The sequence below is a fragment of the Nocardioides lacusdianchii genome (assembly GCF_020102855.1).
Classification (GTDB): domain Bacteria; phylum Actinomycetota; class Actinomycetes; order Propionibacteriales; family Nocardioidaceae; genus Nocardioides; species Nocardioides lacusdianchii.
In genome coordinates this window covers 272,568-299,024 of sequence record NZ_JADHZD010000002.1, presented here as the reverse complement: position 1 = coordinate 299,024, position 26,457 = coordinate 272,568, and the positions used below count along the sequence as shown (strand labels likewise).

At 71.8% G+C, this 26,457-nt stretch carries 32 protein-coding genes and 3 tRNA genes; 16 read left to right on the top strand and 19 right to left on the bottom strand.

Annotated features, from left to right (window positions below):
• Positions 1-11 precede the first annotated feature (11 nt).
• From IRX98_RS04080 to IRX98_RS04065, 4 genes are read left to right on the top strand one after another with little or no spacing between them, the layout of a single operon-like run.
• Complete coding sequence (locus tag IRX98_RS04080; protein WP_372456000.1) at positions 12-881, top strand: PPK2 family polyphosphate kinase; 870 nt, start codon at positions 12-14, stop codon at positions 879-881.
• A complete protein-coding gene (locus tag IRX98_RS04075; RefSeq protein ID WP_224274243.1) occupies positions 881-1,642 on the top strand; it encodes a HipA family kinase in 762 nt (253 codons plus the stop codon). Before IRX98_RS04080 ends, IRX98_RS04075 begins: the two co-directional genes overlap by 1 nt.
• Positions 1,639-2,016, top strand: coding sequence for a DUF3037 domain-containing protein (locus IRX98_RS04070; protein WP_224274046.1), 378 nt, complete (start codon positions 1,639-1,641; stop codon positions 2,014-2,016). Before IRX98_RS04075 ends, IRX98_RS04070 begins: the two co-directional genes overlap by 4 nt.
• 10 nt (positions 2,017-2,026) lie before the next feature.
• Complete coding sequence (locus tag IRX98_RS04065; RefSeq protein WP_224274044.1) at positions 2,027-2,722, top strand: DNA alkylation repair protein; 696 nt, start codon at positions 2,027-2,029, stop codon at positions 2,720-2,722.
• A gap of 53 nt (positions 2,723-2,775) precedes the next feature.
• On the opposite strand, the gene IRX98_RS04060 is transcribed toward IRX98_RS04065, so the two are convergent.
• The 5 genes from IRX98_RS04060 to IRX98_RS23710 form a co-directional block, all read right to left on the bottom strand.
• Positions 2,776-3,519 (bottom strand): sirohydrochlorin chelatase, encoded by a 744-nt coding sequence (locus IRX98_RS04060; protein WP_207085151.1) that lies wholly within the window; start codon positions 3,517-3,519, stop codon positions 2,776-2,778.
• Positions 3,520-3,619: 100 nt separating this feature from the next.
• Positions 3,620-4,363, bottom strand: a complete 744-nt coding sequence (locus IRX98_RS04055; RefSeq protein WP_224274043.1) for a phosphoadenylyl-sulfate reductase — start codon at positions 4,361-4,363, stop codon at positions 3,620-3,622.
• Positions 4,360-4,515, bottom strand: coding sequence for a hypothetical protein (locus tag IRX98_RS04050; RefSeq protein WP_224274042.1), 156 nt, complete (start codon positions 4,513-4,515; stop codon positions 4,360-4,362). Before IRX98_RS04050 ends, IRX98_RS04055 begins: the two co-directional genes overlap by 4 nt.
• Positions 4,515-6,227: a nitrite/sulfite reductase gene (locus IRX98_RS04045; protein ID WP_224274041.1), complete on the bottom strand. Its 1,713-nt coding sequence runs from the start codon at positions 6,225-6,227 to the stop codon at positions 4,515-4,517. Before IRX98_RS04045 ends, IRX98_RS04050 begins: the two co-directional genes overlap by 1 nt.
• Positions 6,228-6,302: 75 nt before the next feature.
• On the bottom strand, positions 6,303-6,392 hold the full coding sequence (locus IRX98_RS23710) for a putative leader peptide (RefSeq protein ID WP_372440565.1): 90 nt from the start codon (positions 6,390-6,392) through the stop codon (positions 6,303-6,305).
• 212 nt (positions 6,393-6,604) lie between these two features.
• Between IRX98_RS23710 and IRX98_RS04040 the strand changes: the two genes are divergently transcribed.
• Entirely contained in the window at positions 6,605-8,041 is a 1,437-nt protein-coding gene (locus IRX98_RS04040) for a glycine hydroxymethyltransferase (RefSeq protein WP_224274040.1), read from the top strand.
• Positions 8,042-8,128: 87 nt separating this feature from the next.
• The gene (locus IRX98_RS04035; protein ID WP_224274039.1) at positions 8,129-8,668 is read left to right on the top strand and encodes a hypothetical protein; all 540 of its coding nucleotides are present in this window, start codon (positions 8,129-8,131) and stop codon (positions 8,666-8,668) included.
• Between the two features lie 6 nt (positions 8,669-8,674).
• Here IRX98_RS04035 and IRX98_RS04030 read toward each other — a convergent pair whose 3' ends face one another.
• Positions 8,675-9,223 carry a response regulator gene (locus tag IRX98_RS04030; RefSeq protein WP_372455999.1) on the bottom strand — a complete coding sequence of 183 codons (549 nt, stop codon included), beginning with the start codon at positions 9,221-9,223 and terminating at the stop codon, positions 8,675-8,677.
• Between the two features lie 191 nt (positions 9,224-9,414).
• Here IRX98_RS04030 and IRX98_RS04025 point away from each other — a divergent pair, with 191 nt between their 5' ends.
• Positions 9,415-10,215, top strand: a complete 801-nt coding sequence (locus IRX98_RS04025; protein ID WP_308044393.1) for a cation:dicarboxylate symporter family transporter — start codon at positions 9,415-9,417, stop codon at positions 10,213-10,215.
• A gap of 88 nt (positions 10,216-10,303) precedes the next feature.
• Here IRX98_RS04025 and IRX98_RS23325 read toward each other — a convergent pair whose 3' ends face one another.
• Positions 10,304-11,182: a DUF559 domain-containing protein gene (locus IRX98_RS23325; protein WP_224274037.1), complete on the bottom strand. Its 879-nt coding sequence runs from the start codon at positions 11,180-11,182 to the stop codon at positions 10,304-10,306.
• Between the two features lie 139 nt (positions 11,183-11,321).
• Positions 11,322-12,509, bottom strand: coding sequence for a glycogen synthase (gene glgA / locus IRX98_RS04015; protein WP_224274035.1), 1,188 nt, complete (start codon positions 12,507-12,509; stop codon positions 11,322-11,324).
• Between the two features lie 67 nt (positions 12,510-12,576).
• Between glgA and glgC the strand changes: the two genes are divergently transcribed.
• Positions 12,577-13,824 (top strand): glucose-1-phosphate adenylyltransferase, encoded by a 1,248-nt coding sequence (gene glgC / locus IRX98_RS04010; protein WP_372456012.1) that lies wholly within the window; start codon positions 12,577-12,579, stop codon positions 13,822-13,824.
• Here glgC and IRX98_RS04005 read toward each other — a convergent pair.
• The 4 genes from IRX98_RS04005 to IRX98_RS03990 are packed head-to-tail and all read right to left on the bottom strand — an operon-like array spanning position 13,821 to position 16,138.
• Entirely contained in the window at positions 13,821-15,065 is a 1,245-nt protein-coding gene (locus IRX98_RS04005) for an RNA polymerase sigma factor (RefSeq protein WP_224274031.1), read from the bottom strand. The two genes, glgC and IRX98_RS04005, sit on opposite strands and share 4 nt — an antisense overlap.
• 2 nt (positions 15,066-15,067) lie before the next feature.
• Positions 15,068-15,421, bottom strand: a complete 354-nt coding sequence (locus tag IRX98_RS04000; protein WP_224274029.1) for a YciI family protein — start codon at positions 15,419-15,421, stop codon at positions 15,068-15,070.
• The gene (locus IRX98_RS03995; RefSeq protein ID WP_224274027.1) at positions 15,418-15,777 is read right to left on the bottom strand and encodes a YciI family protein; all 360 of its coding nucleotides are present in this window, start codon (positions 15,775-15,777) and stop codon (positions 15,418-15,420) included. Before IRX98_RS03995 ends, IRX98_RS04000 begins: the two co-directional genes overlap by 4 nt.
• Before the next feature lie 10 nt (positions 15,778-15,787).
• On the bottom strand, positions 15,788-16,138 hold the full coding sequence (locus IRX98_RS03990) for a YciI family protein (RefSeq protein ID WP_224274025.1): 351 nt from the start codon (positions 16,136-16,138) through the stop codon (positions 15,788-15,790).
• A gap of 134 nt (positions 16,139-16,272) precedes the next feature.
• Between IRX98_RS03990 and pgm the strand changes: the two genes are divergently transcribed.
• On the top strand, positions 16,273-17,916 hold the full coding sequence (pgm, locus tag IRX98_RS03985; protein WP_224274023.1) for a phosphoglucomutase (alpha-D-glucose-1,6-bisphosphate-dependent): 1,644 nt from the start codon (positions 16,273-16,275) through the stop codon (positions 17,914-17,916).
• On the opposite strand, the gene IRX98_RS03980 is transcribed toward pgm, so the two are convergent.
• The 3 genes from IRX98_RS03980 to IRX98_RS03970 all read right to left on the bottom strand — a co-directional run bounded on the left by IRX98_RS03980 (position 17,897) and on the right by IRX98_RS03970 (position 20,419).
• Entirely contained in the window at positions 17,897-18,238 is a 342-nt protein-coding gene (locus IRX98_RS03980) for a hypothetical protein (RefSeq protein WP_224274020.1), read from the bottom strand. The two genes, pgm and IRX98_RS03980, sit on opposite strands and share 20 nt — an antisense overlap.
• 123 nt (positions 18,239-18,361) lie before the next feature.
• Positions 18,362-18,661 (bottom strand): hypothetical protein, encoded by a 300-nt coding sequence (locus tag IRX98_RS03975; protein WP_224274019.1) that lies wholly within the window; start codon positions 18,659-18,661, stop codon positions 18,362-18,364.
• Between the two features lie 84 nt (positions 18,662-18,745).
• A complete protein-coding gene (locus tag IRX98_RS03970; protein WP_224274018.1) occupies positions 18,746-20,419 on the bottom strand; it encodes an acyl-CoA dehydrogenase family protein in 1,674 nt (557 codons plus the stop codon).
• A gap of 103 nt (positions 20,420-20,522) precedes the next feature.
• On the opposite strand from IRX98_RS03970, the gene IRX98_RS03965 reads away from it, so the two are divergent.
• The 3 genes from IRX98_RS03965 to IRX98_RS03955 all read left to right on the top strand — a co-directional run bounded on the left by IRX98_RS03965 (position 20,523) and on the right by IRX98_RS03955 (position 23,213).
• Positions 20,523-21,488: a YihY/virulence factor BrkB family protein gene (locus IRX98_RS03965; protein WP_224274240.1), complete on the top strand. Its 966-nt coding sequence runs from the start codon at positions 20,523-20,525 to the stop codon at positions 21,486-21,488.
• 95 nt (positions 21,489-21,583) lie between these two features.
• Positions 21,584-22,579: a potassium channel family protein gene (locus IRX98_RS03960; RefSeq protein ID WP_235744838.1), complete on the top strand. Its 996-nt coding sequence runs from the start codon at positions 21,584-21,586 to the stop codon at positions 22,577-22,579.
• A gap of 10 nt (positions 22,580-22,589) precedes the next feature.
• Positions 22,590-23,213: a hypothetical protein gene (locus IRX98_RS03955; RefSeq protein WP_224274016.1), complete on the top strand. Its 624-nt coding sequence runs from the start codon at positions 22,590-22,592 to the stop codon at positions 23,211-23,213.
• Here IRX98_RS03955 and IRX98_RS22490 read toward each other — a convergent pair.
• The 4 genes from IRX98_RS22490 to IRX98_RS03935 form a co-directional block, all read right to left on the bottom strand.
• The gene (locus IRX98_RS22490; RefSeq protein ID WP_224274015.1) at positions 23,201-23,920 is read right to left on the bottom strand and encodes a Pr6Pr family membrane protein; all 720 of its coding nucleotides are present in this window, start codon (positions 23,918-23,920) and stop codon (positions 23,201-23,203) included. The two genes, IRX98_RS03955 and IRX98_RS22490, sit on opposite strands and share 13 nt — an antisense overlap.
• A gap of 79 nt (positions 23,921-23,999) precedes the next feature.
• Positions 24,000-24,074, bottom strand: a tRNA-Val gene (locus IRX98_RS03945).
• A 20-nt stretch (positions 24,075-24,094) separates the two neighbouring features.
• A tRNA-Cys gene (locus tag IRX98_RS03940) sits at positions 24,095-24,165 on the bottom strand.
• A 37-nt stretch (positions 24,166-24,202) separates the two neighbouring features.
• Positions 24,203-24,275 (bottom strand) — tRNA-Gly (locus tag IRX98_RS03935).
• Between the two features lie 138 nt (positions 24,276-24,413).
• Between IRX98_RS03935 and IRX98_RS03930 the strand changes: the two genes are divergently transcribed.
• The 4 genes from IRX98_RS03930 to IRX98_RS03915 are packed head-to-tail and all read left to right on the top strand — an operon-like array spanning position 24,414 to position 26,441.
• Positions 24,414-25,241, top strand: a complete 828-nt coding sequence (locus tag IRX98_RS03930) for an aminotransferase class IV (protein WP_224274013.1) — start codon at positions 24,414-24,416, stop codon at positions 25,239-25,241.
• Positions 25,238-25,600, top strand: coding sequence for a phosphoribosyl-AMP cyclohydrolase (gene hisI, locus IRX98_RS03925; RefSeq protein ID WP_224274010.1), 363 nt, complete (start codon positions 25,238-25,240; stop codon positions 25,598-25,600). The genes IRX98_RS03930 and hisI overlap by 4 nt, the downstream gene beginning before the upstream one ends.
• Positions 25,593-26,198 (top strand): Trp biosynthesis-associated membrane protein, encoded by a 606-nt coding sequence (locus tag IRX98_RS03920; protein WP_224274007.1) that lies wholly within the window; start codon positions 25,593-25,595, stop codon positions 26,196-26,198. Before hisI ends, IRX98_RS03920 begins: the two co-directional genes overlap by 8 nt.
• Before the next feature lie 42 nt (positions 26,199-26,240).
• On the top strand, positions 26,241-26,441 hold the full coding sequence (locus IRX98_RS03915) for an HGxxPAAW family protein (protein WP_224274005.1): 201 nt from the start codon (positions 26,241-26,243) through the stop codon (positions 26,439-26,441).
• Positions 26,442-26,457: the final 16 nt, after the last annotated feature.

The following is a 26,457-nucleotide window of genomic DNA, read 5'->3' as shown; positions in this document are numbered from 1 at the left end:
CTCGTGGCCGGGTGGGCCATGATGTGCCCATGACCGACGACATCTCCGCCCACCTGCGCCTGACGCAGGGGCCGGTCGACCTGTCCAGCATCGGGACCGACGCCGCGCCCGGCTTCGACGGCTCGAAGACCGACGGCAAGGCAGCGCTCGCCGCCATGGGGCCCGAGCTCGCCGACCTGCAGGAGCGCCTCTGGGCCGAGCGGACGGCCGGGTCGGAGCGCCGCGTGCTGCTCGTGCTGCAGGGGATGGACACCAGCGGCAAGGGCGGCGTGCTGCGCCACACGATCGGGCTGGTCGACCCCCAGGGAGTGCGGATCACCAGCTTCAAGGCCCCTACCGAGGAGGAGCGCGCGCACGACTTCCTCTGGCGCATCGAGAAGGGGCTGCCGGAGGCCGGCTACATCGGTGTCTTCGACCGCTCGCACTACGAGGACGTGCTGATCGCCCGCGTGCGCGGCTTCGCCGAGCCCACGGAGATCGAGCGCCGCTACGGCGCGATCAACGACTTCGAGGCGCGGCTGGTCGACGAGGGCTTCTCGATCATCAAGTGCATGCTCCACGTGGGCCCTGATGAGCAGAAGGAGCGGCTCGCCGAGCGGCTGGCCAACCCGGAGAAGCACTGGAAGTACAACCCCGGCGACCTCGACGAGCGTGCCCTGTGGCCGGCCTACCGTGAGGCGTACGAGGTCGCACTCGAGCGCACCCACACCCACGTCGCTCCGTGGCACGTCGTGCCCGCGGACAAGAAGTGGTTCCGCAACCTCGCCGTCGGCCAGCTCCTGCTCGACACGCTGCGCGGACTGGACCCGCAGTGGCCGGCCGCCGACTTCGACGTCGAGGCCGAGACGAAGCGGCTCCACGAGGAGTCCCCGGTCCGGTGATGCCCACCGTTGCGGTCACCCGCTACGTCACGCCGCTGCGCGAGGGCGGCAGCCTGCCCGGGGTGGTGGAGGGCGACGACCTCGGCACCTACGTCTGCAAGTTCCGCGGCGCCGGGCAGGGCGCCAAGGTGCTCGTGGCCGAGGTCATCGCGAGCGGGCTGGCCACGCGGCTCGGCCTGCGCACCCCGCGGCTCGTCGTCCTCGAGCTCGACGCCGAGCTCGCGCGCTACGAGGCCGACGAGGAGGTGCAGGACCTGCTGGTCGCGAGCGTCGGCACCAACCTCGGGATCGACTTCCTGCCCGGCTCCTTCGGCGTCGACGGCCAGGTCAGTGCCGCCGACGACGAGGGGGCACGCGTGCTGTGGCTGGACGCGTTCACCGCCAACGTCGACCGCTCCTGGCGCAACCCCAACCTGCTGCTCTGGCACGGCGACCTGTGGGTCATCGACCACGGTGCCTCGCTCTACTTCCACCACGGGTGGCGCTCCGGCGTCGGCGACCCTGCGAAGTTCGCCGCGCAGCCGTGGGACGTCAGCGGGCACGTCTTCGAGACGTGCACCGACCGGGCGCGCGAGATCGACGGCGAGATCTCCGCAGCCCTCGGCCGCGACGTCTTCGCCGACGTACTGGCCGAGGTCCCCGACGGCTGGCTCGAGCCGGTCCCGGGCGCGGAGACACCGGACGCGCTGCGGGCGGCGTACGTCGAGTTCCTGCTCGCCCGCCTCGGCACGCGCCAGTGGCTGCCGGGAGGCGCCGGATGAGGCTGGCCTACCAGTACGTCGTGCTGCGCTGCGTCCCGCGTCCGGAGCGCGAGGAGTTCCTCAACGTCGGAGTGGTCCTGCACTGCCAGGGCGCCGACTTCCTCGACGCGTCGTGGAGCGTGGACCCTGACCGGCTGCGCGCGCTGCACCCCGATCTCGACACCGACCAGGTCTGCGAGGCGCTCGCCTTCGTCGACGCGGTGTGTCGCGGGGACGAACGGGCGGGTGAGGCCGCACGCCAGTCGCTGGGCCAGCGGTTCGGCTTCCTCAAGGCACCCCGCAGCACCGTCCTCCAACCCGGTCCCGTGCACGGCGGCATGACCACCGACCCCGCGCGCCAGCTCGAGCACCTGCGCGAGCGACTCGTCGGGTGAGCGGACGCCCATGACGTACGTCGGATCGGTGCGGGCCGCCCTCGCCGCGACCGGCGATCCCGGGCGGGCTGCGCAGCAGCAGGCGTACATGAAGTCGGACCTGCCCTACGTCGGGCTCAGCGCACCCGAGCTGCGGTCGCTCCTCAGGCCGCTCCTGGCCGAGCACCGGTTCGTCGACCGCGGGTCGTGGGAGGCGGCGGTCCTGGAGCTCTGGGACGACGTCACGCACCGCGAGGAGTGGTACGCCGCCGTCGCCCTGCTGCGCCACCGCACCTACCGCGACTGGCTGGACCACGACCTGCTGCCACTGCTCGAGCACCTCGTGCGCACCGGCGCCTGGTGGGACGTCGTCGACGAGATCGCCTCGCACCTCGTCGGGCAGGTGCTGCTCGACCACCGTGCTGCGGTGACGCCGGTGATCGACGCGTGGTCCGTCGACCCGGACAGCATGTGGGTCCGTCGTACGGCGATGCTCGCGCAGCTGCGCCACGGCGAGGACACCGACACCGACCTGCTCGAGCGGGTGCTGGTCGCCAACCTCGACGACACGGCGTACGGCCGCGAGTTCTTCGTCCGCAAGGCGCTCGGGTGGTCGCTGCGCCAGCACGCGCGCACCGACCCGACGTGGGTGCGGGCCTTCGTCGACACGTACGCCGACCGGCTCAGCGGCCTGTCGCGCCGCGAGGCGCTCAAGCACCTCACGTGACGTCATGGCGGGTGGTCGCCAGGGCAACCACCCGCCATGACGTCAACGCGGGATCAGACAGGGACGAGCTCGACGGCACCGACGGCGTAGCGCGCCAGGATCGCCCGCGCCACCGCCGGGTGCGCGCCCAGCGGGTCGGAGACCACGACGGCCCCGGCCTCGAAGGCGAGCTCGGTGGCCCGGTCGGGCAGGCGGCCCGGGGCGAGGAAGAACGACGCGACCGCGATGTGGCGCTTGCCCTCCGCGCGGAAGGCCCGGACGGCCTCACCGGTGGCCGGCGGGGCGGCCGAGGCGAAGGCAGCCGTGACCGGCAGCTTGTGGCGCGCACCCCAGGTGCGGGCGATGCGGGCCACCGACTGGTTGGCGAGCGGGTCCGAGGAGCCGGCGGCAGCGAGGACGAGCGCGTCGAGCTCGCGCACCCGGGCAGCCTTCAGCGCGTCGCGCAGGCGGACGTCGAGCACCTCGAGGAAGGCCGACTCCATGCCGAGGATCCGGCTGGCCTGGATCTTGAGGCCCTCGTGGCGCGCCATCGCGGCGGCGATGACCTCGGGGACGTCGACCTTGGCGTGGTAGGCCTCGGTGAGCAGGAGGGGGACGACGACGATCTCGTCGAAGCCGGCCTTGACCAGCCGGTCGACGACCGTGTCGAAGGACGGCTTGGCGAGGTCGAGGAAGGCCGTCTCGACGCGGAGGTCGGGACGCAGTGCCTTGACCTCGGCGACGAGCGCCTTGATCGTCGCGGCCGAGCGCGGGTCCCGGCTTCCGTGGGCCAGGGCAACCAGAGCAGGAGCAGCCATCAGGGGTGCCTCCGATCGTGAGTGGTGGTGCGGTGGTGCAACAGGGTGTGGTGCTGCGGCGCGACGGCGTTGTCGCACCGGTGGGGGAGAACGGACGACCTCATGCGTGGATGCCGCACTCGGTCTTCGTGGTGCCGGCCCATCGGCCGCTGCGCGGGTCGTCGCCCGGCGCGACCCGGCGGGTGCAGGGCCAGCAGCCGATGCTGGGGTAGCCGTCGTGCACGAGCGGGTTGACCAGCACGCCGTTGTCGGCGATGTAGGTCTCGACCTGCTCGTCGCTCCAGCGCGCGAGGGGCGACACCTTGACCTTGCCCTTGCGCGCGTCCCAGCCCACGACCGGGGCGATGACGCGGTTGTGGGTCTCGGCGCGGCGCAGGCCGGTGGCCCAGGCGTCGTACTCGGCGAGCGTGTCCGCGAGCGGCTTGACCTTGCGCAGCGCGCAGCACAGGTCGGGGTCGGTCTTGTAGAGGTCCTTGCCGTACTGCTCGTCCTGCTCGGCCACGCTCAGCGGGGTGCTGACGGTGCGGAGGTTCACCGGCAGCGTCGCCTCGACGGCGTCGCGGGTGCCGATGGTCTCGATGAAGTGGTAGCCGGTGTCGAGGAAGACGACGTCGATGCCGGGCGCGACCTTGGAGGCCAGGTGGGCCAGCACGGCGTCGCCCATCGAGGACGTGATCGCGAACCGGTCGCCGAAGGTGGCGACGGCCCACTCGATGATCACCTCGGCGGGAGCCAGCTCGAGCTCGGCGCCGACGTGGGAGACGAGCTCGCGCAGCTCCTCCGGCGTACGCCCCTCGGTGTGGGTGCCCTTGAAGTCGCGGGCGGCCTGTGTGGAGGCACTCACCGTGCACCTCCGCCCGGCCGGATCATCCCGGTCATCTTCACGGTGAAGGCGCGCAGGCAGGAGCGGCACTCCCAGGCACGTGCACCCTCCTGGGGGAACAGGTTCTCGTCCCCGCAGTAGGGGCAGTGGAAGGGCTGCGCGCGCTCGCTCATCAGACCGCCACCGGCTCCCCGCGCAGCAGGGTGTCGTCGGCGCGCGCGACCCACGCGGCGAACCGCTCGCCGTCGGTGCGGTCGGAGAGGTACGCCGACACGACGGCCGTGACGTAGTCGTCGAGGCCGGCGCTGGTGACCTTGTGGGCGCGCAGCTTGCGGCCCATCGCCGGGTTGAGCCCGAGGGCGCCACCGAGGTGGACCTGGAAGCCCTCGACCTGCTGGCCGTCGGCGTCCATGACCAGCTGGCCCTTCAGCCCGATGTCGGCGACCTGGGTGCGCGCGCAGGCGTTGGGGCAGCCGTTGACGTTGACCGAGATCTGGGTGTCGAGGTCGGGGAAGCGCTTCTCCAGCTCGCTCACGAGGCGGCGCGCGCGCTCCTTGGTGTCGACGATGGCGAGCTTGCAGAATTCGATGCCGGTGCAGGCCATCGTCGAGCGGCGCCAGTTGCTCGGCCGCGCGGTGAGCCCGATCTTCTCGAGGTCGTCGGCGAAGGCCTCCGTGTCCTCGGCGGCGACGCCGATCACCACGAGCTTCTGGTAGGCGGTGAGGCGCGCGCCGGCGGCGCCGTACTGCTCGACCAGGTCGCCCAGGGCGGTCAGCGTGGAGCCGTCGATGCGGCCGACGACCGGCGCGGCGCCGACGTAGAAGCGGCCGTCCTTCTGCTCGTGGATGCCGATGTGGTCGCCCTGGGTGACCGGTGCCGCGGGCGACGGGTTGCCGACCAGCGCGCGGTGGAGGTACTCGTTCTCGAGCACCTCGCGGAACTTCTCCTTGCCCCAGTCGGCGAGCAGGAACTTCAGCCGGGCCTTGGAGCGCAGGCGGCGGTAGCCGTAGTCGCGGAAGATCCCGGCGACGCCCTCCCAGGCGTCGGCGACCTCGTCGAGCGGGATCCACACGCCGAGCTTGTGCGCGAGCATCGGGTTGGTCGAGAGCCCGCCGCCGACCCACAGGTCGAAGCCCGGACCGTGCTCGGGGTGGACGGTGCCCACGAACGACACGTCGTTGACCTCGGGGGCGACGTCGTGGCTGGGGTGGCCGGTCAGCGCGGTCTTGAACTTGCGCGGCAGGTTGGAGAACTCGGGGTTGCCCAGCACCCGGCGCTTGATCTCGTCGAGCGCGGCGGTGCCGTCGATGATCTCGTCCTTGGCGATGCCGGCGACCGGCGAGCCGAGGAAGGGGCGCGGGCTGTCGCCGCACGCCTCGAGGGTGGTGAGGCCGACGGACTCGAGGCGCTCCCAGATCGCCGGGACGCTCTCGATCTCGATCCAGTGGTACTGGATGTTGTTGCGGTCGGTGATGTCGGCGGTGTTGCGGCCGTACGCCGTCGACACCTCGCCGAGCGCCCGCAGCGCCGCGGCGTCGAGGACCTGGCCGTCGGTGCGCACGCGCATCATGAAGAAGCGGTCGTCGAGCTCCTCCTCCTCGAGCTGCGCGGTCTTGCCGCCGTCGAAGCCGGGCGCGCGCTGGGTGTAGAGACCCATCCAGCGGAAGCGGCCGCGCAGGTCCGCCGGGTCGATGGAGTCGAAGCCGCGGCGCGAGTAGGTGTAGAGGATCCGGTCACGGACGTTGAGCGGGTCGTCGTCCTTCTTGGACTGCTCGTTCTTGTTGAGCGGCTCGGTGTAGCCGAGCGCCCACTGACCCTCGGCGCGCTTGGGGCGCGGGATCTCGGTGCTCTGGGCGGCCTGGGGCTTGAACCGGAGGTCGGGCATGGTCAGGAAGGTCCTGTTCGCTGAGGGGGTGCCGCGCGCGACGGTGAGCGCGGAAGGGGGTGCAGATCGGCGGCGTCAGCGATGCCAACAGGTCGCGCTGCCCACGCGCATGAGGTCGACGTGACGTCGGACCACGAGGTGCGTGTGGGTGGAAGCGGTGACCATGTCAAGAAGTCTCAGGGAGTGGACACCCTTTCCACAAGACGAAATCTCGTTCCCTGAGACGGCTCTCCAGATAGTGAGACAAGCCTTGATCACCCCGCTGGCGGAGTGGTCCCAGTGCGTCCCAGGTCACACCCACGCACGCGGAGGGTGTTCGGTGTTCACGCAGACGCGCCCGTCTTCGCGACCTGCCCCCACCGCTCTAGGCTGGGGCCATGACGGACTCCCTGATCAGCAGTGCGTACTCCCAGGCCCTCGAGGTCATCGCGTCGGTCGAGCCGCGGATCGCCGAGGCCACCCGCCAGGAGCTGGCCGACCAGCGCAGCTCGCTGAAGCTGATCGCGTCGGAGAACTACGCCTCGCCGGCGGTGCTGATGACGATGGGCACCTGGTTCAGCGACAAGTACGCCGAGGGCACTGTCGGTCACCGCTTCTACGCCGGCTGCCAGAACGTCGACACCGTCGAGACCCTCGCCGCCGAGCACGCCCGCGAGCTCTTCGGCGCGCCGTACGCCTACGTCCAGCCGCACTCCGGCATCGACGCCAACCTGGTGGCGTTCTGGTCGATCCTGGCCAACCGGGTCGAGAGCCCCTACCTGCAGAAGATGCAGGCCAAGAACGTCAACGAGCTGACCGAGGCCGACTGGGAGACGCTGCGCCACGAGTTCGGCAACCAGCGCCTGCTCGGCATGTCGCTCGACGCCGGCGGCCACCTCACCCACGGCTTCCGCCCCAACATCAGCGGCAAGATGTTCCACCAGCAGCAGTACGGCACCGACCCGGAGACCGGGCTGCTCGACTACGACGCCGTCGCAGCCAAGGCGCGCGAGTTCAAGCCGCTGGTCCTCGTCGCCGGCTACTCGGCCTACCCCCGCCGGGTGAACTTCGCGAAGATGCGCGAGATCGCCGACGAGGTCGGTGCGGTGCTCATGGTGGACATGGCCCACTTCGCCGGGCTGGTCGCGGGCAAGGTCTTCACCGGCGAGGAGGACCCGGTTCCCTACGCCCACCTGACCACCACCACGACCCACAAGTCGCTGCGCGGACCGCGCGGCGGCATGGTGCTGGCGCAGGAGGAGTTCGCCGCCGACGTCGACCGCGGCTGCCCGATGGTCCTCGGCGGTCCGCTCTCGCACGTGATGGCCGCCAAGGCGGTCGCCTTCGCGGAGGCCCGTCAGCCGTCCTTCCAGACCTACGCCCAGAAGGTCGCCGACAACGCCAAGTCGCTGGCCGAGGGCTTCCTGACCCGTGGCGCGAACCTCGTCACCGGCGGCACCGACAACCACATCGTGCTGCTCGACGTGTCGTCCTTCGGCCTCACCGGCCGCCAGGCCGAGTCGGCGCTCCTCGATGCCGGTGTCGTCACCAACCGCAACTCGGTCCCGGCCGACCCCAACGGCGCCTGGTACACCTCCGGCGTCCGGCTCGGCACCCCCGCCCTCACGACCCGTGGCTTCGGCCACGAGGAGTTCGACACGGTCGCCGAGCTGATCGTCGACGTGCTCAGCAACACCGAGGCCGGCACGACCAAGGCAGGCGGCCCCAGCAAGGCGTCGTACGTCCTGGGCGACGGAGTCGCGGACCGCGTCACGAAGCAGTCGGCCGACATGCTCGACAAGCACCCGCTCTACCCCGGTCTCGTCCTGTCCTGACGCGCGGGTTCCGGCGTTCGGCGGTGAGGCGTACGCCGGCGTGGCTGGCTGCACCCGACGTGTTGTCGAGCCACGGGGGTGGACGTCGTGCGACGAGTGGTCGCGACCACGGTGCTGGTCACGTGTGCGGTCCTGGCAACGGGGTGCGGCCTCCTGCAGGCGGACACCGAGCCCAGGGCCGAGCTGGGGCCGTTGCAGCCGGTGAAGGCCGAGGGCTTCCGGATCGGGCTGCCGTGCGACCCGACCGAGAGCGTCCAGATCGAGACGGTGGCTGGCAACGAGCTGGCCACGACCATCTGGATGTGCGATGCGGGGGAGTCCGCCTACACCGTGTCGCGGACCCCGGTCCCGCGTGGCGTGCCCATCGACCTCGACGGGGCCGTGCAGGGCGCTGCGGACGGTGTCGGCGGCCAGGTCGCCAGCGCGTCGTCGATCCGCTACTCCGGCGCGCGGGGTCGTGACATCCGGATCGAGACGACGTACGAGCGACAGTCGGCGACGGTGTTCCAGCGGATGCTCGTCCACGAGGGGGCGCTGATCCAGGTGCAGGCGGTCCTGCTGGAGGAGGACGCGCAGGTGGCGCCGGACCGCTACGACCGGATGCTTGAGTCGCTCGTCCTCAGGTGAGCGGGCTCAGCCACCGTCGGTCGCGGCCCAGACGTAGCCGACCTCCGGACGCCCGGCGCCGCCGTAGCGCGGTGAGCGGGTGACCCGACCTTCGTCGGCGAGGTGCTCGAGGTAGCGACGCGCGGTGACGCGCGAGACGCCGACCACCGAGGCCGCCTCGGTCGCGGAGAGTCCGTCGGGTCGCTGGCGCAGCGCCTCGACCACGGCGCGCAGGGAGTCCAGGCTCATCCCCTTCGGCAGTGCCTCGCCCGTGGGGCGGGCGCGCAGGGCGCCGAAGAGCTGGTCCACGTCGTCCTGGACCACGTCGGCGGGGGAGCGCTCCAGCCGCGCGCGGAACTCGGCGTACTGCTCGAGCTTGCCGCGGAAGGCCGCGAAGGTGAACGGCTTGAGGAGGTAGAGCACGACGCCCTGGCTGACCGCGCGGCGCACCACCTCGGTGTCGCGTGCCGAGGTCACCGCGATGACGTCGACCGGCCGGCCCTCTGCGCGCAGGCGCTGCAGCAGGCCGAGACCGTGGCCGTCGGGGAGGTGCATGTCGAGCAGGATCAGGTCCACGGCCTCGTCGCGGGCCAGCAGCCGCACCGCCTCGCCGGCGGACCGGGCGACCCCGGCCAGCTCGAAGCCCCGGCACCCGCCCGACGTAGCTCCGGCGAGGTGCTCCAGACCCTCCTCGTGGCGCTCTTGGTCGGCTTCGCGCTGCAGGCGATGGGTCGCTCCGGGAGCCGATCCTCGTCGGCATCGGCCACGTGCAGCGACTGGTCTTCCGGGTGCTGGCGATGATCATGTGGGTCGCCCCGATCGGCGCCTTCGGTGCCATCGCCGCGGTCGTCGGCGAGACCGGCGTCGACGCCCTCAAGGCGCTCGCCACGATCATGATCGCCTTCTACATCACCTGCGCCGTCTTCGTCTTCGGCGTGCTCGGCCTGATCCTCAAGGTCGCCACCGGCGTCAACATCTTCAGCCTCCTGAAGTACCTCGGCCGCGAGTTCCTGCTCATCGTGTCGACCTCGTCGTCGGAGACCGCCCTGCCTCGCCTGATCGCCAAGATGAACCACGCCGGCGTGAGCAAGTCGACCTCGGGCATCGTGGTCCCGACCGGCTACTCCTTCAACCTCGACGGCACCGCGATCTACCTGACGATGGCCTCGATCTTCATCGCCGACGCCATGAACATGCCGCTCTCGATCGGCGAGCAGGTCTCCCTGCTGGTCTTCATGGTCATCGCGTCCAAGGGCGCCGCGGGCGTCACCGGCGCCGGCCTGGCCACCCTCGCCGGCGGCCTGTCCTCGCACCGCCCCGAGCTGCTCGACGGCGTCGGCCTCATCGTCGGCATCGACCGCTTCATGTCCGAGGCCCGCGCGGTGACCAACTTCGCCGGCAACTCGGTCGCCACCATCCTGGTCGGCCACTGGACCGGCACGCTCGACCGCAGCCAGCTCGACCGCGTCCTGGCCGGTGACGACCCGTTCGACGAGACGACGATGGTCGACGACGACCACGGCTACACGCTTGCCGACCACGACGACCCGGTGCCCGCCGGTCGCTGACCTCCTGTGGCGCGCCCCGGACCGCTGTGGCCCGGGGCGCGCTGTCGTCGTACGGACCGAACGGAGACGCGCGGACGGGGTGCCACGCTCAGCTGCTCACGGCGGCAAGTCGATTGGTCCGTACGACCGTGGCGGCGAGGACGCTGCGCACCCAGTCCTGGTCGTGCATGACGTCCTCGTAGGCGAAGCGCAGCACCGTCCAGCCGTCCGCCACCAGGAGGTCGTAGCGCCGCGCGTCGCGACGCAGCGCGGCTCGGTCGCCGTGCCACTCGAAGGAGTCGGCCTCCACCACGAGGCGCAGCCGTACGTCGACCAGGTCGGGGCGTACGTCGAGCCCGAGCCCGCCACGCAGGCGCACCTGTGGCTCCAGCTCGAGCCCCGCCACGTCGAGGGCGATGGCCCGCAGCACCGACTCGAACGGGTTGGCGGCACGCCCGTCCGCCTGTGCTGCCACCCGACGCAGGCGTGCCGAGCCGGGTCCCTTCGCGCCCGCCGCGAGCTCGAGCAGGTCGTCGCGTGGGTAGCCGTCGCGCAGGGCCGAGTCGGCGATCGAGAGCGCTTCGTCGAACGGCAGCAGGCGCCCGCACATCTCGAGCGTCTTGCGGGCCGTCGTGCTCAACCCTTCGACGTCCTCCGGTCCCAGGTCGGTCCACGTCGGGTGGATCGACGCATGCACCGCCTCCGGCAGGCGACGGTCCTTCGGGACGGCGACCTGGGGCAGGTCAGGCACGACCTTGACCTTCCAGCCGTGGGCGAGCGCTGCCGAGACCAGGCACACGTGGCCACTGACCCGGAGGGCGAGCTCGGTGCCCTCGTGCACTCCCGGGACGGCGTACCGCCCGCGGTTGACCCGGACGAGCTCCCCGGCCACGAGCGCCGACTCGAGCGCGGCCCGCGACGTCAGTCGGACGATGAGGGCGCGTAAGGCCACTCCTCCGAGGACGGGCATCAGGTCGGCAATCTCCACAGCGACAGCCTGACCGGCTCCGCGAGCGCGCGCAGGTTCTCTCCACAGGCGTGGTCGTACGGACCCAACGGGCGACGTCGGTGGGGTCCCGCCCGTGCGGGAGCGCCGATGGGAGGCGTTGGGTCCGTACGACCGCAGCTCAGGTCAGCGAGCGGTACAGCTCCAGCGTCCGGCCGGCGATGGCGTCCCAGCTGAAGGACTCCTGCGCCCGCCGCCGCCCGGCCTCGCCGTAGGCGCGCGCCCGCTCGGGGTCGGACACCGCGTCGGTGAGGGCCGCCGCGAGGTCGGCGACGTAGCGCTCGGGGTCCAGCGGGGTGCCGGTGCCGTCGGTGGCCTGCTCGATCGGCACGAGCCAGCCGGTCTCGCCGTGCACGACCACTTCGGGGATGCCGCCGGTGGCGGTGGCGACGACGGCGGTCTCGCAGGCCATCGCCTCGAGGTTGACGATCCCGAGCGGCTCGTAGATCGACGGGCAGGCAAAGACGGTGGCGGCGGTCAGCAGCGCGACCACGTCGGGACGGGGGAGCATCTCCGCGATCCAGACGACACCCGATCGCGTCGCGCCCAGCTCGGAGACGAGCTCGGTCACCTCAGCCATGATCTCCGGGGTGTCCGGCGCGCCGGCGCACAGCACGAGCTGCACCTCGGGCGGCAGCGCGGCGGCGGCGCGCAGGAAGAGCGGCAGGCCCTTCTGCCGGGTGATCCGGCCGACGAAGATGACGCTCGGCCGGTCGGGGTCGACGCCGAGCTCGCGCACGCGGTCGGCGTTCGCCACCGGCGACCACTCGGTGGTGTCGATGCCGTTGTGCACCACGTGCACCCGCTCGGGGTCGACGAGCGGATAGCTGCGCAGCACGTCGTCGCGCATGGCCGCGCTCACCGCGACGATGCCCGCGGCACCTTCGTACGCCGTGCGCTCCGCCCAGCTCGACAGGGCGTAGCCGCCGCCGAGCTGCTCGGCCTTCCACGGTCGCATCGGCTCCAGCGAGTGCGCGCTGACGACGTGGGGGATGCCGTGCATCAGCCCGGCGAGGTGGCCGGCCATGTTGGCGTACCAGGTGTGGGAGTGGACGAGGTCGGCGCCGGCGCAGTCGTCGACCATCGCCAGGTCCACGCCCAGCGTGCGGATGGCGGCGTTGGCATCGGCGAGCGAGGACGGCTCGGCGTACGCCGTCGTGCCGGGCTCCGAGCGCGGCGCGCCGAAGCAGCGCACGCGGGCGTCGACGGCGGGCTGGACGCGCAGCGCGCGGACGAGCTCCGCGACGTGCACGCCGGCACCTCCGTAGACCTCCGGGGGGTACTCCTTGCTGAGGACGTCGATGCGCATGAGCCGAACCTAGTGCCCACGGGTGGTCGACCGCGCCCCCGCTGGGGGCTAGTTTCATCGCATGGCCATCACGCCCCCGCGCAAGAAGGTCCTCGCAGTCGTCCTCGCCGGCGGCGAGGGGAAGCGACTCATGCCACTGACGGCCGACCGGGCCAAACCCGCGGTGCCGTTCGGCGGGATCTACCGCCTCATCGACTTCGCGCTCTCCAACGTCGTCAACTCCGGCTACCTCAAGGTCGTCGTGCTGACGCAGTACAAGTCCCACAGCCTCGACCGCCACGTCACCACGACCTGGCGGATGTCGAACCTGCTCGGCAACTACGTCACCCCGGTGCCGGCCCAGCAGCGCGTCGGCAAGCGGTGGTACCTCGGCAGCGCGGACGCGATCTTCCAGTCGCTGAACCTGCTCACCGACGAGCGGCCCGACATCGTCGTGGTGGTCGGCGCCGACCACGTCTACCGCATGGACTTCTCGCAGATGGTGGCGGACCACGTCGAGTCGGGCGCCGGCTGCACGGTCGCGGCGATCCGCCAGCCGATCAGCCTGGCCGACCAGTTCGGCGTCATCGACGTCGACCCCGCGGACCCACAGAAGATCCGGGCGTTCCTCGAGAAGCCCACCGCCCCGGTCGGGCTGCCCGACTCGCCCGACGAGGTGCTCGCGAGCATGGGCAACTACGTCTTCACCGCCGACGCCCTGGTCGACGCCGTCACGCGCGACGCCGACCGCGACGAGTCCAAGCACGACATGGGCGGCGACATCGTGCCGTGGTTCGTCGACAAGTCCGAGTCCGCGGTCTACGACTACAAGGACAACGAGGTCCCGGGCTCGACCGACCGCGACCGCGGCTACTGGCGCGACGTCGGGACGATGCGGTCCTACTACGACGCCCACAAGGACCTGGTCTCGCCGCTGCCGGTCTTCAACCTCTACAACAATGCGTGGCCGATCTACACCAGCTACGGCCCGCACCCGCCCGCGAAGCTCGTCGAGGGCGCCAGCGGTGCGGGGGTCTCGACCTTCAACTCGATCCTCTCGCCCGGTGTCGTCGTCAGCGGGGGCTCGGTGAACCAGTCGGTGCTCTCACCGGCGGTGTGGGTCAAGGACGGCGCCGAGGTCTCGGACTCGGTGCTGATGGACGGCGTGCAGATCGGCGAGGGCGCGGTGGTGCGCAACGCGATCATCGACAAGGGCGTGGTCGTCCCGCCGGGAGCGCGGATCGGCGTCGACCACGAGGAGGACCGCGCCCGCGGCTTCGTCGTGGACGAGGGCCTCACGGTGCTCGCCAAGCAGCAGAAGGTGCCGCAGGACTAGCGGTCGAGCTCGTCGCGACGGCTGAGCAGGAAGGCTCGTTCGACGTCGTTGCGGCACGCAGCGATCGCCTGGTCGTACGCCGCCCGCGCGGCGTCGGCGTCTCCCGTGCGCGCGAGCAGCTCGGCGCGCACCGACGCCGGGCGGTGGCTGTCCGGGATCTCCAGGCCCTCGAGGGCATCGAGCCCGGCGGCCGGACCGAGGTGCTCGGCCACGGCCACGGCACGCGCGAGCCTGGCGGACGGTGACGGCGACACCTGGAGCAGCAGGTCGTAGAGACCGATGACCCGGTCCCAGCGCGTGTCCGCGGCGGTCGGGGCGGTGGCGTGCTCGGCCGCGATCCGGCCCTGGAGGACGTACGCCGCCGCGAGCGGTGTCACGGGACCGGCGAGGCGCGGTGCGGCCAGGAGGCGCATTGCCTCGGCGACCTCGTCGTGGTGCCAGCGGGTGCGGTCCTGGTCGGCGAGCAGCACCAGCCGCCCGTCGCTGACGCGCGCGTCACGGCGGGAGTGCTGCAGGAGCATCAGCGCCAGCAGCGCGACCAGGGTGGGCTCGTCGGGCCGCAGGGCCAGTACCACCCGCACCAGCCGGATCGCCTCCCCGGAGAGCTCGGCGCGGAGCAGGTCGGGGCCGGTGCCGGGGGAGTATCCGGCGGTGAAGGCGAGGTAGGCGGTCTGTGCGACCGCGTCGAGGCGGTCCGGGAGCACGGAGGCGTCCGGGACGGCGAACGGGATGCCGGCCCCGACGATGCGCTTCTTGGCGCGGGTGATCCGCGCGGCCATCGTGGGCTCCGGGACCAGGAAGAGCCGGGCGATGTCGGCGGTGGGCACGCCGAGCACCAGGCGCAGGCTGAGTGCGGTGGCGGACTCGGGGGCCAGGGCGGGGTGGGCGCACATCAGCACGAGCCGCAGGACGTCGTCCTCGAGGAGGCTGCCGCCGTCGGCCATGGTGCGCGCTCCTTCCTGGTGGCGTTCGGCGTCGGTGAGGAGCAGCGGCTGCTTGCGGACGGCCACCGCCTCGGTGCGCAGGCGGTCGACGACCCGGCGCTTCGCTGCGGTCATCAGCCAGCCGGCGGGGTTCGTGGGGACACCGTCGGCCGGCCAGGTGCGGCTGGCCGCCTCGACGGCGTCCCCGAGGGCGTCCTCCACGAGGTCGAGGCGGCGGAACTGCGCGAGGAGCAGGGCGACCAGGCGTCCCCACTCCTCGCGCACGACCTGCTCGAGGGCGCCGTCGGGAGCCGTCACGATCAGTAGGGGTCCACGGCGGGGGACACCTGCATGTCGTACGGGGGCAGGATCGCCAGGAGCTCCACCAGCACGTCGAGGTCGGGCGCCTCGACGAGGTAGAACCCGCCCATCTGCTCGATGACCTCGGCGTAGGGCCCCTCGGTCAGCGAGGTGGTGCCGCCGCGCGTGCGGATCGTCGTGGCGTGGGTCGGGCCGGCGAGCGCCTCGCCGGCGAGGATCTCCACGCCCTCGCGCTCGCGGCACGCCGCGTCGAACGCCTCGAACAGCCGCATCACCGCGCCCTGCTCCTCCTCCGAGTGCTCGGGCCAGGGCTTGAGCTCGCCGTCGCCGATCAGCAGCACGAGGTACTTCACGACGCACGCTCCTCGGGCTGGACGCAGCGGCGGACCTCGACGGCGTCACCGGTCGCCGCGAGCAGCAGGCAGCAGTCCAGGAGGTCGTCGAGGTCGTCGGACTCCACGAGGTAGAGGCCGCCGACCTGCTCGCGGGTCTCGGCCCACGGGCCCTCGGTCACGGTGGTCGCGCGCGGGGCGATGGTGCGCGCCTCGGACGACCGGTGCAGCTCCGCTCCGCCGGTGACGCGGTGGCCGCGCTCCACCAGCTGTGCGGTGAACGTCTCGTGCGCGGCATAGCCGGCCGCGCGCTCCTCCTCGGGCAGGTCCCACCAGTGTTCGGCGTCACCCATCAGCAGCACGACGTACTCGGTCATGTCCGGCTCCTCACTCCGCCATCCGGCGGAACTCGATGTGCTCGCCCCGCGCCGCGAAGCGCTCGCTGACGGCCCGCAGGTCCGCCTCGTCGTCGGACTCCACGAGGTAGAAGCCCACCACCTGCTCGGCCGTCTCCGAGAACGGGCCGTCCGTGACGAGCGCCCGGCCGTCGGCGCCGGGCCGCATCGACGTCGCGCGGTCCGAGCCCTCGAGGGGGCCGCCGGTGACGATCGTGTGACCGCCGGCGCGCAGCTCCTCGTGGAACTGCACGTGGGAGCGATGGCCCTTCTCGTGCTCCTCGGGTGGCAGGTCGGCCCACTCGGCCTCGGGTGCGGGAAGCAGGATCAGGTAGCGGCTCATGCGTGCGGTTCTCCTCCTGGAAGCGACGGGCCGCCGGGTGCGGCCCCACCACTGTGACGGACCGACCCGCCCGGAATCGACAACCGCCGTGCGCCTTTCTCGACGGGAGTTGCCCGACCCACCAAGATGGGGCCATGGCCACCCACGATCGCGCCGGACAGCTCGCTCGCACCGAGGACCTGGTGGACGTCTCCCACCTCGTCACGGCGTACTTCGACCTCGAGCCCGACCCCGACGACGTGACCCAGCAGGTCGCGTTCGGCACCAGCGGCCACCGCGGCACGTCGCTGAACACGTCCTTCAACGAGGTCCACATCGCGGCCACGAGCCAGGCGATCTGCGACTACCGCAAGGAGCAGGGCTATGACGGCCCGCTCTTCATCGGGCGCGACACCCACGCGCTGTCCGAGCCGGCGTGGGCGACCGCGCTGGAGGTGCTCGTCGCCAACGACGTCACCGTGCTGGTCGACGACCGTGACGGCTTCACCCCGACCCCTGCGGTGAGCCACGCGATCATCCGCGCCAACGAGGGGCGTACGACGGGTGCGGGCCTCGCCGACGGCATCGTGGTCACCCCGTCGCACAACCCGCCGCAGGACGGCGGCTTCAAGTACAACCCGCCCCACGGCGGACCGGCCGACTCCGACGCCACGAGCGTGATCGCGGCGCGGGCCAACGAGCTGATCCGCGGCAACATCGAGGGCGTGCGGCGGGTGACCTTCGCGAAGGCGCGGGCGGCGGTGGACTCCTACGACTTCCTCGGCCACTACGTCGACGACCTGCCGAACGTGCTCGACCTCGACGTCGTCCGCGACGCGGGCGTGCGCATCGGTGCCGACCCGCTGGGCGGGGCGAGCGTGGCCTACTGGGGCGAGATCGCCGAGCGGCACCGCCTCGACCTGTCGGTCGTCAACCCTCTGGTCGACCCGACGTGGCGGTTCATGACCCTCGACTGGGACGGCAAGATCCGCATGGACTGCTCGTCGCCGTACGCGATGGCGTCGCTGGTGCAGCGCAAGGACGAGTACGACATCGCCACCGGAAACGACGCCGACGCCGACCGCCACGGCATCGTGACGCCCGACGCAGGCCTGATGAACCCCAACCACTTCCTCGCCGTCGCCATCGGCTACCTCTTCGGCGGCGCGCGTCCGGGGTGGCCGGACACCGCGCGCATCGGCAAGACGCTGGTCTCGAGCTCGATGATCGACCGGGTGGCCGAGTCGATCGGCAAGCCGCTGGTCGAGGTGCCGGTCGGCTTCAAGTGGTTCGTGCCGGGCCTGATGGACGGGTCGTTCGGCTTCGGGGGCGAGGAGTCTGCCGGCGCGTCCTTCCTGCGCCGCGACGGCTCGACCTGGACCACCGACAAGGACGGACTGCTGCTCGCGCTGCTGGCCAGCGAGATCCTGGGAGCCACCGGACGCACCCCGAGCGAGCACTACGCCGACCTGGTCGCGCAGCACGGCGACCCGGCCTACGCCCGCATCGATGCCGCGGCCACCCGCGAGGAGAAGGCCAAGCTGGGAGCCCTGTCGCCGGACGACGTGAGCGCCACGACGCTGGCGGGGGAGCCGATCACCGCCAAGCTCACCGAAGCGCCAGGCAACGGCGCGAAGATCGGCGGTCTGAAGGTCACGACCGAGTCCGCCTGGTTCGCGGCGCGTCCCAGCGGCACCGAGGACGTCTACAAGGTCTACGCCGAGTCGTTCCGCGGCCCCGAGCACCTCGCCCAGGTGCAGGACGAGGCACGCGAGGTCGTCAGTACGGCGCTGGGCTGAGGAAGTTGCGCTCGCCCCGCGACTGGGGCGGCACGGTGACCGGGCCGGCCTCGATCGGGCCGCTCGCGCCGCCGCCGTGGGCGCGGGCTGCGTCCGGCTCCTCCATCTGGGCGCGCGAGAACGTCACCGCCACCACCGAGTCGAGGCGGACGAGCGACTGACGCCCGTTGCCGTCGTCGAGGACCGCACCGAGGCCGTCGCACCCGAGCACCCGGCCGTCGAGCCAGATGCCCTGGACGAGCACCTGCACCGCCGCTCCCGTGTCCTCGGCGCGGCGCAGCAGCGTCCCCACGCTGAGCATCGTGCTGCTGATCTTCGTCATGCGCATCGCCTCCCACGGCTGTCGATGAGCCGACGGTAGGGCCGGGCACGTGGCAGCGCGGGGCGAATGCGACGGGGTCCGGGAGTCCTTCGGTGAACCTTGACGCGACGTGCGGGGTAGCGCTCAGCCGCCGACCGGGCCGGCCTCGATCGGGTCGCGGCGCCGCCGCCCGTGGGCGCGGGCGTCCTCGTCCCGGTCCTCGTCGATGTCGGCGCGGGAGAAGGCCACGGCCACGACGGAGTCGAGGCGCACCAGCACCTGCTGTGCGGCGCCGTCGTCGAGGATCACGCCGAGGCTGTCCGCGCCCACGATGCGGCCGTCGAGCCACGTGCCCTGCACCAGCACGCGCACGGGCGCGCCGGAGTCCTGGGCGTGCCGGAGCAGGGTGCCGACGGTGAAGAGCGTGCTGGACTGGCTGGACACGAGTTTCCCCCCATGGATGAACGGGGCAACGTTAGTCCGCGCCCGCCGTCCGCGCGGGCGATCGTCGGAAGGTCCTTGACGCGCTCAGGCGCGCGGGGTGGCCCGCTCGACCACCGTGCGCAGCGACCCGCTCGTCAGCATCCCGAACGTGCCGCCGTACGACGTCCCGAACCGGCTGCCGCAGAAGGCGTCGGCGACCTCCGCCGGGGCGAAGCGCACCAAGAGCGAGCCCTGTAGGCACACCGCCATCTGTCCGGCCAGCCTTCGGGCGCCGACCTCGAGACCGGCGGTGTCGCCGAGCATCGCCAACGTGTCGTCGACCGCCCGGTCGAGCCGGCTGTCGCCGCCGCGGGCGGCACCGACCTCGGCGATCCACGCGTGCAGCACCTCGGGCTCGCGGCCGAGGGCACGCAGGACGTCGAGCGCGTTGACGTTGCCCGAGCCCTCCCAGATGGAGTTGAGCGGCGACTCGCGGAAGAGCAGCGGCAGTCCGGACTCCTCGACGTAGCCGTTGCCGCCGAGGCACTCCATGGCCTCGGCCACCATCGCCGGTGTGCGCTTGCAGACCCAGAACTTCGCCAGCGGCAGGGCGATGCGGCGCAGTGCGACCTCGTGGGCGTCGTCGGGCCGGTCGACCGCTGAGGCGAGGCGCATCGCGAGCGCGGTGGCGGCCTCCGACTCCACGGCCAGGTCGGCCACGACGTTCTGCATGAGCGGTTTGTCCACCAGCAGCCCGCCGAACGCAGAGCGGTGGCTGACGTGCCACGACGCCTCGGCGAGGGCGTGCCGCATCAGCGAGGCCGACCCGAGCACGCAGTCGAGGCGGGTCGCGGCGACCATCTCGATGATCGTGCGCACGCCGCGGCCCTCGTCGCCCAGCCGTTGCGCGAGCGTCCCGTCGAGCTCGAGCTCGCTGGAGGCGTTGGACCGGTTGCCCAGCTTGTCCTTGAGGCGCACCACGTCGATCCGGTTGCGGGTGCCGTCGGGCAGCACGCGCGGCACGACGAAGCAGGTGAGCCCGCCCGGCGCCTGCGCCAGGACGAGGAAGACGTCGTTCATGGGGGCGGAGGTGAACCACTTGTGCCCGCGCAGGGCGTACCAGCCGTCGTCGCCGGTCGGCACCGCCTGCGTGCGGTTGGCCCGCACGTCGGAGCCGCCCTGCTTCTCGGTCATCCCCATCCCGGCGAGCGCGCCGGACTTGTCCGAGGGCGCCCGCACGCCCGGGTCGTAGGCGCGGGCGGCGAGCAGCGGCGTCCACGCCTGCGCGATCGCGTCGTCGGCCCGCAGCGCCGGCACGGCGGCGTACGTCATCGAGATCGGGCAGCCGTGCCCGGGCTCGGTCTGCGACCAGGCGAAGAAGCCGGCCGCGCGCCGCAGGTGTGCGTGCTGGTCCCCGGCCTCCTGCTGCTCCCAAGGCGCGGCCTGGAGCCCGTGGCCCACGGCGCGCTCCATCAGCCAGTGCCACGACGGGTGGAAGGCGACCTCGTCGATGCGGGTGCCGAAGCGGTCGTACGGCACCAGCTCGGGGTGGTGCCGGTTGGCGAGCATCCCGTGCTCGCGCGCCTCCGCGGATCCCGCCTCCGCGCCGAGGGCGGCGAGGTCGTCGACGACGGCCGCCGACCCGAGTCGGACGACGGCCTCGGTGAGCGCGAGGTCGGAGGTGACGACGTTGTGCCCGACGAGCGCCGGCACCTGGTTGGTCGTCGCCCGGAGGTCGAGGGTGTCGTCGCGGTGGTCGGTATCGACGAGGTCGGTCATGAGGGCCACCGTAGGTGCTGGCGACGTGACGCCGCCCACGCCACGGGGCAACCCGCCGCCCGGATTCGGTCGTTGACCCCCTCCACTCGCTAGCGTGACTCGCATGGTCGAGGCGCGCGAGGACACCCCCGCGCCCCGCCGCGTCGAGGTCGTCGCCCGGCGGTGGCGCGAGCACCTCTGGCGCATCGTCGTCACGGCCGTCGGCTCGTGCCTGCGGCACCGGGTGACGGGCCTGGCCGCGGAGGCGGCGTTCTTCGCGGTGCTGTCGGTGCCGCCGCTCGTCTTCGCGCTCGCCGGCGCGGTGGGCTTCGTCAGCGAGCAGTTCTCCGCCACCCAGATCGATGACGTGCGCAACGCGGTGCTGGAGGTCTCGCGGCAGGCGCTGACGGAGAGGGCGGTGAACACGATCATCCGCCCGACGATCGACACGGTCCTCGACGGCGGACGCTACGACGTGATCTCGATCGGCTTCATCCTCGCGCTGTGGTCGGGCTCGCGCGCGCTGAACGTCTTCGTCGACACCATCACGATCATGCACGGCCTCGGCGGCCACCGCGGGATCGTCGCGACCCGTGCGCTGTCCTTCGTGCTCTACGTCCTCGCGATGGTCACCGGGGCGCTCAGCCTGCCGCTGGTGGTCGCCGGCCCCTCGCTGGTCGACCGGGTGCTGCCGCAGCGGCTCGACTTCCTCAACAGCCTCTACTGGCCCGTCGTGCTGCTGGTGTGCATCTGCTTCCTCGCCACGCTCTACCACGTGTCGGTGCCGGTGCGGACGAACTGGAGCTTCAACCTCCCCGGTGCGGCCTTCGCGCTGTTCTGCTGGATCGCCGGGTCGTACGTCCTGCGCTGGACGTTGACGGTCACCGCGGCCGAGTCGCGCTCGATCTACGGTCCGCTCGCCGCCCCCATCGCGGTGCTGCTCTGGCTCTACCTCCTCGCCCTGGCGGTGCTCATCGGTGCCGCCGTCAACGCAGCCTTCGACACCGTCTTCCCGCAGAAGAACACGATGCGCGCGCGACTCGAGCTGGTCCAGCGCCTGCGCGGGCGCATGGGCGTGCGAGACTCCTGAGCGTGTCGACGTCGAGCCACCAGCCCAGCGTTGGCCGGGTGTCACTGCCCGAGCAGACCAGGTCGCCGTGGTGGGAGCTGGGACGTCGTGTCCTCATGGCCCTGTCGATCCTGGTGGGCACCGTGCTGCTGGTCTACTTCGACCGCGAGGGCTACCGCGACGGCAACGACCCGAAGAACGAGATCAGCCTGCTCGACGCGTTCTACTACACGACCGTCACGCTCAGCACGACCGGCTACGGCGACATCGCCCCGGTGTCGCCGCAGGCGCGCCTGGTCAACGCCCTGGTCATCACGCCGGCCCGCATCGCCTTCCTGGTCCTGCTGATCGGCACCACCCTGGAGGTCCTCGCCTCCCAGGGACGCGAGATGTTCCGGGTCTCCCGGTGGAGGAAGAAGATGGACCAGCACGTCGTCGTCGTCGGCTACGGCACCAAGGGCCGCAGCGCGATCGAGACCCTCCTCAACAACGGTTACGAACGCGACGCGATCGTCGTCGTGGACCCCAGCCCGGTGGCGGTCGCCGACGGCAACCGCGACCAGCTGGTCGTGATCGCCGGTGACGCCACGCGACGCGGGGTGCTGCGCCAGGCCGGCGTCGAGAAGGCCACCCACGTCATCATCACCACCGACCGCGACGACTCCAACGTGCTGGTCACCCTCACCGTGCGCCAGCTCAACCCCGACGCCTGGATCGTGGCCGCGGTGCGCGAGCACGAGAACGTCCCGCTGATGCGCCAGTCGGGCGCCAACTCGGTCATCACCTCCTCCGACGCCGTGGGCCGCCTCCTCGGCCTGTCGTCGATGTCGCCGCAGCTGGGCTCGGTGATGGAGGACCTGATGACCTACGGCGAGGGCCTCGAGGTCGCCGAGCGTGACCTGCTCGTCAACGAGGTCGGCAAGCAGCCGCAGTCGCTGCCCGACCAGGTGATCGCCGTGGTCCGCGACGAGAAGACCTACCGCTACTTCGACCCCGTGGTGTCGCTGCTCGCCCGTGGCGACCGGCTGATCGTCGTGCGCCCGGCCAAGGAGCTGCCGTGGGCGCCCCGTCCCGGCACGCACGGCGAGATGCTGGCCGACGAGGACGACTAGGCCCACTCGCGTGATCGCCTCCCACCGCCACCGCTTCGTCTTCGTCAAGACCCGCAAGACCGCCGGCACGAGCCTCGAGATCGCGCTGTCGCGACACTGCGGCCCCGAAGACATCGTCACCCGGATCAGCCCCGACGACGAGGTGCTGCGCGCAGCGGCCGGGGGAGTGGGCCCGCAGAACGACGACACCGAGCCCAGCTCGTACGCCCACATGGGGGCGCGCCGCGTGATCGAGGTGATCGGACGGGAGACGTGGGACTCCTACTTTACCTTCGCCGTCGAGCGGAACCCGTTCGACGTGGTCGCCTCGTCCTACCGCTACAGCGCCCGCAAGCCGACCTTCACCAAGACGTTCGCCGAGTTCGTGCGCACCCCGCGGCGCATGGAGCGGCTCGCCCTCAACGAGCGGCTCTACCGCCTCGGAGGGCAGGTCGTCGTCGACGAGGTCTACCGCTACGAGGAGCTGCCCGCTGCCGTGGCAGACATCTCGGCACGTCTGGGCATCGAGCTCGACCTGCCGCACGCCAAGCAGGGGAGCGGCCCGCACTACCGCGAGCTCTACGGCCCGGGCGACGCCGAGATCGTGGCGGAGCGCTTCGCCCGCACGATCCGGGAGTTCGGCTACGAGTTCTGAGCCGAGCGCCTGCGCAGCAGCACGTCCACGCCCCAGTACGCCGCCGCGACCACCAGGCCGAAGACCAGGATCATGACGAGCGTCAGCGACACCGAGGCATAGCCGAGCTCGGTGACGTTGGCGAAGCCGTAGGGGTAGGCGTCCACGACGGCGCCGCGCAGCATCATCCACCCGATCCACGCCAGCGGCACGACGAGGGCCAGCGGCACGAGCCGCGCGCTGATCCAGCCGCGCGGTCCCCACACGGCCCAGACGACGACGGTGACCAACGGGGTCACGACGTGCAGGATCGGGTCGGTCAGCAGCGACCAGCCCTCGACGTCGATCGTGGGCGCGAGCAGCACCTGGTAGACGATCGCGGTGACAGTGATCATCAGCAGTGCGTCGAGCCGCAGCACCCGCTGCACCAGCGTGTCGCGCACCGGTCGTCGCAGCAGCATCGTGGTCGACACGGCCACCACGACGTTGGACCAGATCGTGAAGTAGCTGAAGGTGTCGGTCACCCGGGCGAGCGCGCCGCCGAGGCCGTCGCCGGTGTCGCCGTAGAGACCGGCCTCGACGGGGGCCTCGCGGTACCACCCGAGCGCCGACAGCACGACCGTCAGCACCACGCCCAGCCAGGCGATGCCGGCGTTGACGGCGTACGCCCGGCGCGCGGCCTGCGTCGGCTGGAGGGTGCGGTCGTGGGACGTCCCGGTGCTGGTCACCCGGGGAGTATGCCCGTCGGCCGGGCCCGTCCGGCTGAAATGTCAGAAGGCCCCGGATCTCCGGGGCCTTCTGCGGTGCTGGTGGGCGATACTGGGTTTGAACCAGTGACCTCTTCCGTGTCAAGGAAGCGCGCTACCGCTGCGCCAATCGCCCGTGTGAACTTGTGTGATGCGAGGTGGGTACGGGATTTGAACCCGTGTAGACGGATTTGCAGTCCGTTGCCTCGCCTCTCGGCCAACCCACCGTGGAGGTTCCGAAAAATGAACGGGGGAGACCTTCCGAGCGGACAACGAGACTCGAACTCGCGACCTCAACCTTGGCAAGGTTGCGCTCTACCAACTGAGCTATGTCCGCCTGCGTGCTCCTGCCGGTTTCCCGGCCTGAGTGCGAGTGGAACAGTAGTACACGGGTTGCGCGGGGCCAAAATCGGGTCCCCCGTTCCGCGTGTTCGAGGGGCTCGTGGGGTGCATGGGGCGGCCCTAGAGTGGCGCCATGCGCGTATGGCTGAACGGCGACCTGATGGCCGATCCGACCGCGGGGGCCGTCACGGTCACCGACCACGGGTTCACCGTCGGCGACGGTGTCTTCGAGGCGGTGAAGACCCTGCACGGCGTGCCGTTCGCGATGACGCGCCACCTGGCCCGGCTCGAGCGCTCGGCCGCGGGGCTCGGGCTGCCGGCACCCGACCTCGACGCCGTACGCCGCGGGGTGGAGGCGGTCGTGGACGGCGCGGCCGACGACCCGATGGGTCGCCTGCGGATCACCTTCACCGCCGGCCCCCACCCGATGGGGTCGGGTCGCGGCGGAGGTCCACCGACGCTCGTCGTCGCCTACAGCGCCCTCGAGCCCGCGCCTGCGAGCACTCGCGTCGTGACGGTCCCGTGGACCCGCAACGAGCACGGCGCCACCGCGGGCCTCAAGACCACGTCGTACGCCGAGAACGTGATCGCCCTGGCCCATGCCGCGGAGCACGGCGGCACCGAGGCCGTCCTCGCCAACACCGCGGGCCACCTCTGCGAGGGCACCGGCAGCAACGTCTTCTACGTCGTCGACGGCGAGCTCCGCACGCCGAGCCTCGCATCAGGCTGCCTGGCCGGGGTGACGCGCGCGCTCGTCGTCGAGTGGTGCGGGGCGCGGGAGGTCGACGAGCCGCTGACGGAGGTCCTCGACCGCTGCAGCGAGGCCTTCCTGGCCTCCACGACCCGCGACGTGCAGGCCATCGCCCGGTGGGACGACCGGGACCTGCCGGCCCCGGGGCCGGTCACGCAGGCCTGTGCGGAGACGTGGCGCAGCCGCGAGGCTGAGACGATGGACCCGTGAACCTCCCCGCCCCATCCCTCGACCAGTCGATCTCGTCCCGCCTGCGCCACACCGCGGAGGGACTCGTCCCCGTCGTCGTGCAGCAGCACGGGTCCGGCGAGGTGCTGATGCTGGCGTGGGTCGACGACGAGGCGCTGGCCCGCACGCTCGCCACGGGGCGTGCGACGTACTGGTCCCGCTCGCGCCGCGAGTACTGGGTCAAGGGCGAGACCTCGGGCCACACCCAGCAGATGAGGGAGGTGCGCCTCGACTGCGACGGCGACACCCTCCTCTTCGTCGTCGACCAGGTCGACGGGGCGTGCCACACCGGCGACCGGACGTGCTTCGACGCCGACCTGGTGCACCGGTTCGATGGCTGAGCGCACGCAGGGGCGCGGGAGGTTCGGCCCGGTCGTCCTCGTCGGTGTCGCCGCTGCGGGACTCTGCGCGGTGGCCGGCAGCAAGCCGTGGGTCGCCGGCAGCTCGGGCAGCGTCGACACGGCTGCCGACTCGGCGATGGCGTCCGCGCTCTCCCTCGACAGCGTCCAGGAGTCGCCGCTCGCCGCGGCACTCGCGCTGGTCCTGCTGGCCTGCTGGGGCGTCCTGCTCGTCACCCGCGGTCGCGTCAGGCGGGCGGTGGCCGCGCTGGGCCTGGTCGCCGCCGTGGGCCTGGTGGCGACGGTCGTCGAGGCGTATCGGAGCCTGCCCGACAAGCTCGCCGACGCGCTGCTCAGGGCGTCCGGCACCGACACCGTCACCACCGGCCTCACGGGCTGGTACGCCGCCGCTGCAGTCGGGGCGCTGCTGAGCGTCGCGGCGAGCGCGGCCGCGGTCGCCCTCGTGCCCCAGTGGCCGGAGATGGGCACCCGCTATGACGCGCCCACGGGCGCCAGCGCGGCGGATGCCCACGACGCGGCGCCGAAGGAGAACATCGACATCTGGAAGGCCCTCGACGAGGGCCGTGACCCCACCGCCTAGACTGCGGCACGCAAGCGCAGATCCGACGAAGGAGCACTCCCCATGGCTGCTGGCCACGGCAACACCCCCGCTGCTTGGACCGCGGTGTCGGTCGCGATGCTCGGCTTCGTGGTGGGCAGCGTCGCCCTGCTCCAGGTCCCGACCCAGATGACGCTGCTCTGGATCGGCCTCATCGTCGCGACGCTCGCGTTCCCGCTCTTCCTCGTGCTGTCCAAGCTCGGCTTCCACAGCTCCGAGCACTGATCCCGGGCCGGGCCGC

Excerpts from the sequence above, each read along its gene's own strand:
- IRX98_RS04040 (WP_224274040.1), top strand. The coding sequence starts at position 6,605 with ATGACGGACTCCCTGATCAGCAGTGCGTACTCCCAGGCCCTCGAGGTC.
- IRX98_RS03965 (WP_224274240.1), top strand. The coding sequence starts at position 20,523 with ATGGTCGAGGCGCGCGAGGACACCCCCGCGCCCCGCCGCGTCGAGGTC.
- IRX98_RS03920 (WP_224274007.1), top strand. The coding sequence starts at position 25,593 with ATGGCTGAGCGCACGCAGGGGCGCGGGAGGTTCGGCCCGGTCGTCCTC.
- IRX98_RS03915 (WP_224274005.1), top strand. The coding sequence starts at position 26,241 with ATGGCTGCTGGCCACGGCAACACCCCCGCTGCTTGGACCGCGGTGTCG.
- IRX98_RS03960 (WP_235744838.1), top strand. The coding sequence starts at position 21,584 with ATGGCCCTGTCGATCCTGGTGGGCACCGTGCTGCTGGTCTACTTCGAC.
- IRX98_RS03995 (WP_224274027.1), bottom strand. The coding sequence starts at position 15,777 with ATGACCGAGTACGTCGTGCTGCTGATGGGTGACGCCGAACACTGGTGG.
- IRX98_RS04070 (WP_224274046.1), top strand. The coding sequence starts at position 1,639 with ATGAGGCTGGCCTACCAGTACGTCGTGCTGCGCTGCGTCCCGCGTCCG.
- IRX98_RS03990 (WP_224274025.1), bottom strand. The coding sequence starts at position 16,138 with ATGAGCCGCTACCTGATCCTGCTTCCCGCACCCGAGGCCGAGTGGGCC.
- glgA (WP_224274035.1), bottom strand. The coding sequence starts at position 12,509 with ATGCGCATCGACGTCCTCAGCAAGGAGTACCCCCCGGAGGTCTACGGA.
- IRX98_RS03980 (WP_224274020.1), bottom strand. The coding sequence starts at position 18,238 with ATGACGAAGATCAGCAGCACGATGCTCAGCGTGGGGACGCTGCTGCGC.
- IRX98_RS04065 (WP_224274044.1), top strand. The coding sequence starts at position 2,027 with ATGACGTACGTCGGATCGGTGCGGGCCGCCCTCGCCGCGACCGGCGAT.
- IRX98_RS03930 (WP_224274013.1), top strand. The coding sequence starts at position 24,414 with ATGCGCGTATGGCTGAACGGCGACCTGATGGCCGATCCGACCGCGGGG.
- pgm (WP_224274023.1), top strand. The coding sequence starts at position 16,273 with ATGGCCACCCACGATCGCGCCGGACAGCTCGCTCGCACCGAGGACCTG.
- IRX98_RS23710 (WP_372440565.1), bottom strand. The coding sequence starts at position 6,392 with ATGGTCACCGCTTCCACCCACACGCACCTCGTGGTCCGACGTCACGTC.
- IRX98_RS03970 (WP_224274018.1), bottom strand. The coding sequence starts at position 20,419 with ATGACCGACCTCGTCGATACCGACCACCGCGACGACACCCTCGACCTC.
- IRX98_RS04050 (WP_224274042.1), bottom strand. The coding sequence starts at position 4,515 with ATGAGCGAGCGCGCGCAGCCCTTCCACTGCCCCTACTGCGGGGACGAG.
- IRX98_RS04075 (WP_224274243.1), top strand. The coding sequence starts at position 881 with ATGCCCACCGTTGCGGTCACCCGCTACGTCACGCCGCTGCGCGAGGGC.
- IRX98_RS04060 (WP_207085151.1), bottom strand. The coding sequence starts at position 3,519 with ATGGCTGCTCCTGCTCTGGTTGCCCTGGCCCACGGAAGCCGGGACCCG.
- IRX98_RS04045 (WP_224274041.1), bottom strand. The coding sequence starts at position 6,227 with ATGCCCGACCTCCGGTTCAAGCCCCAGGCCGCCCAGAGCACCGAGATC.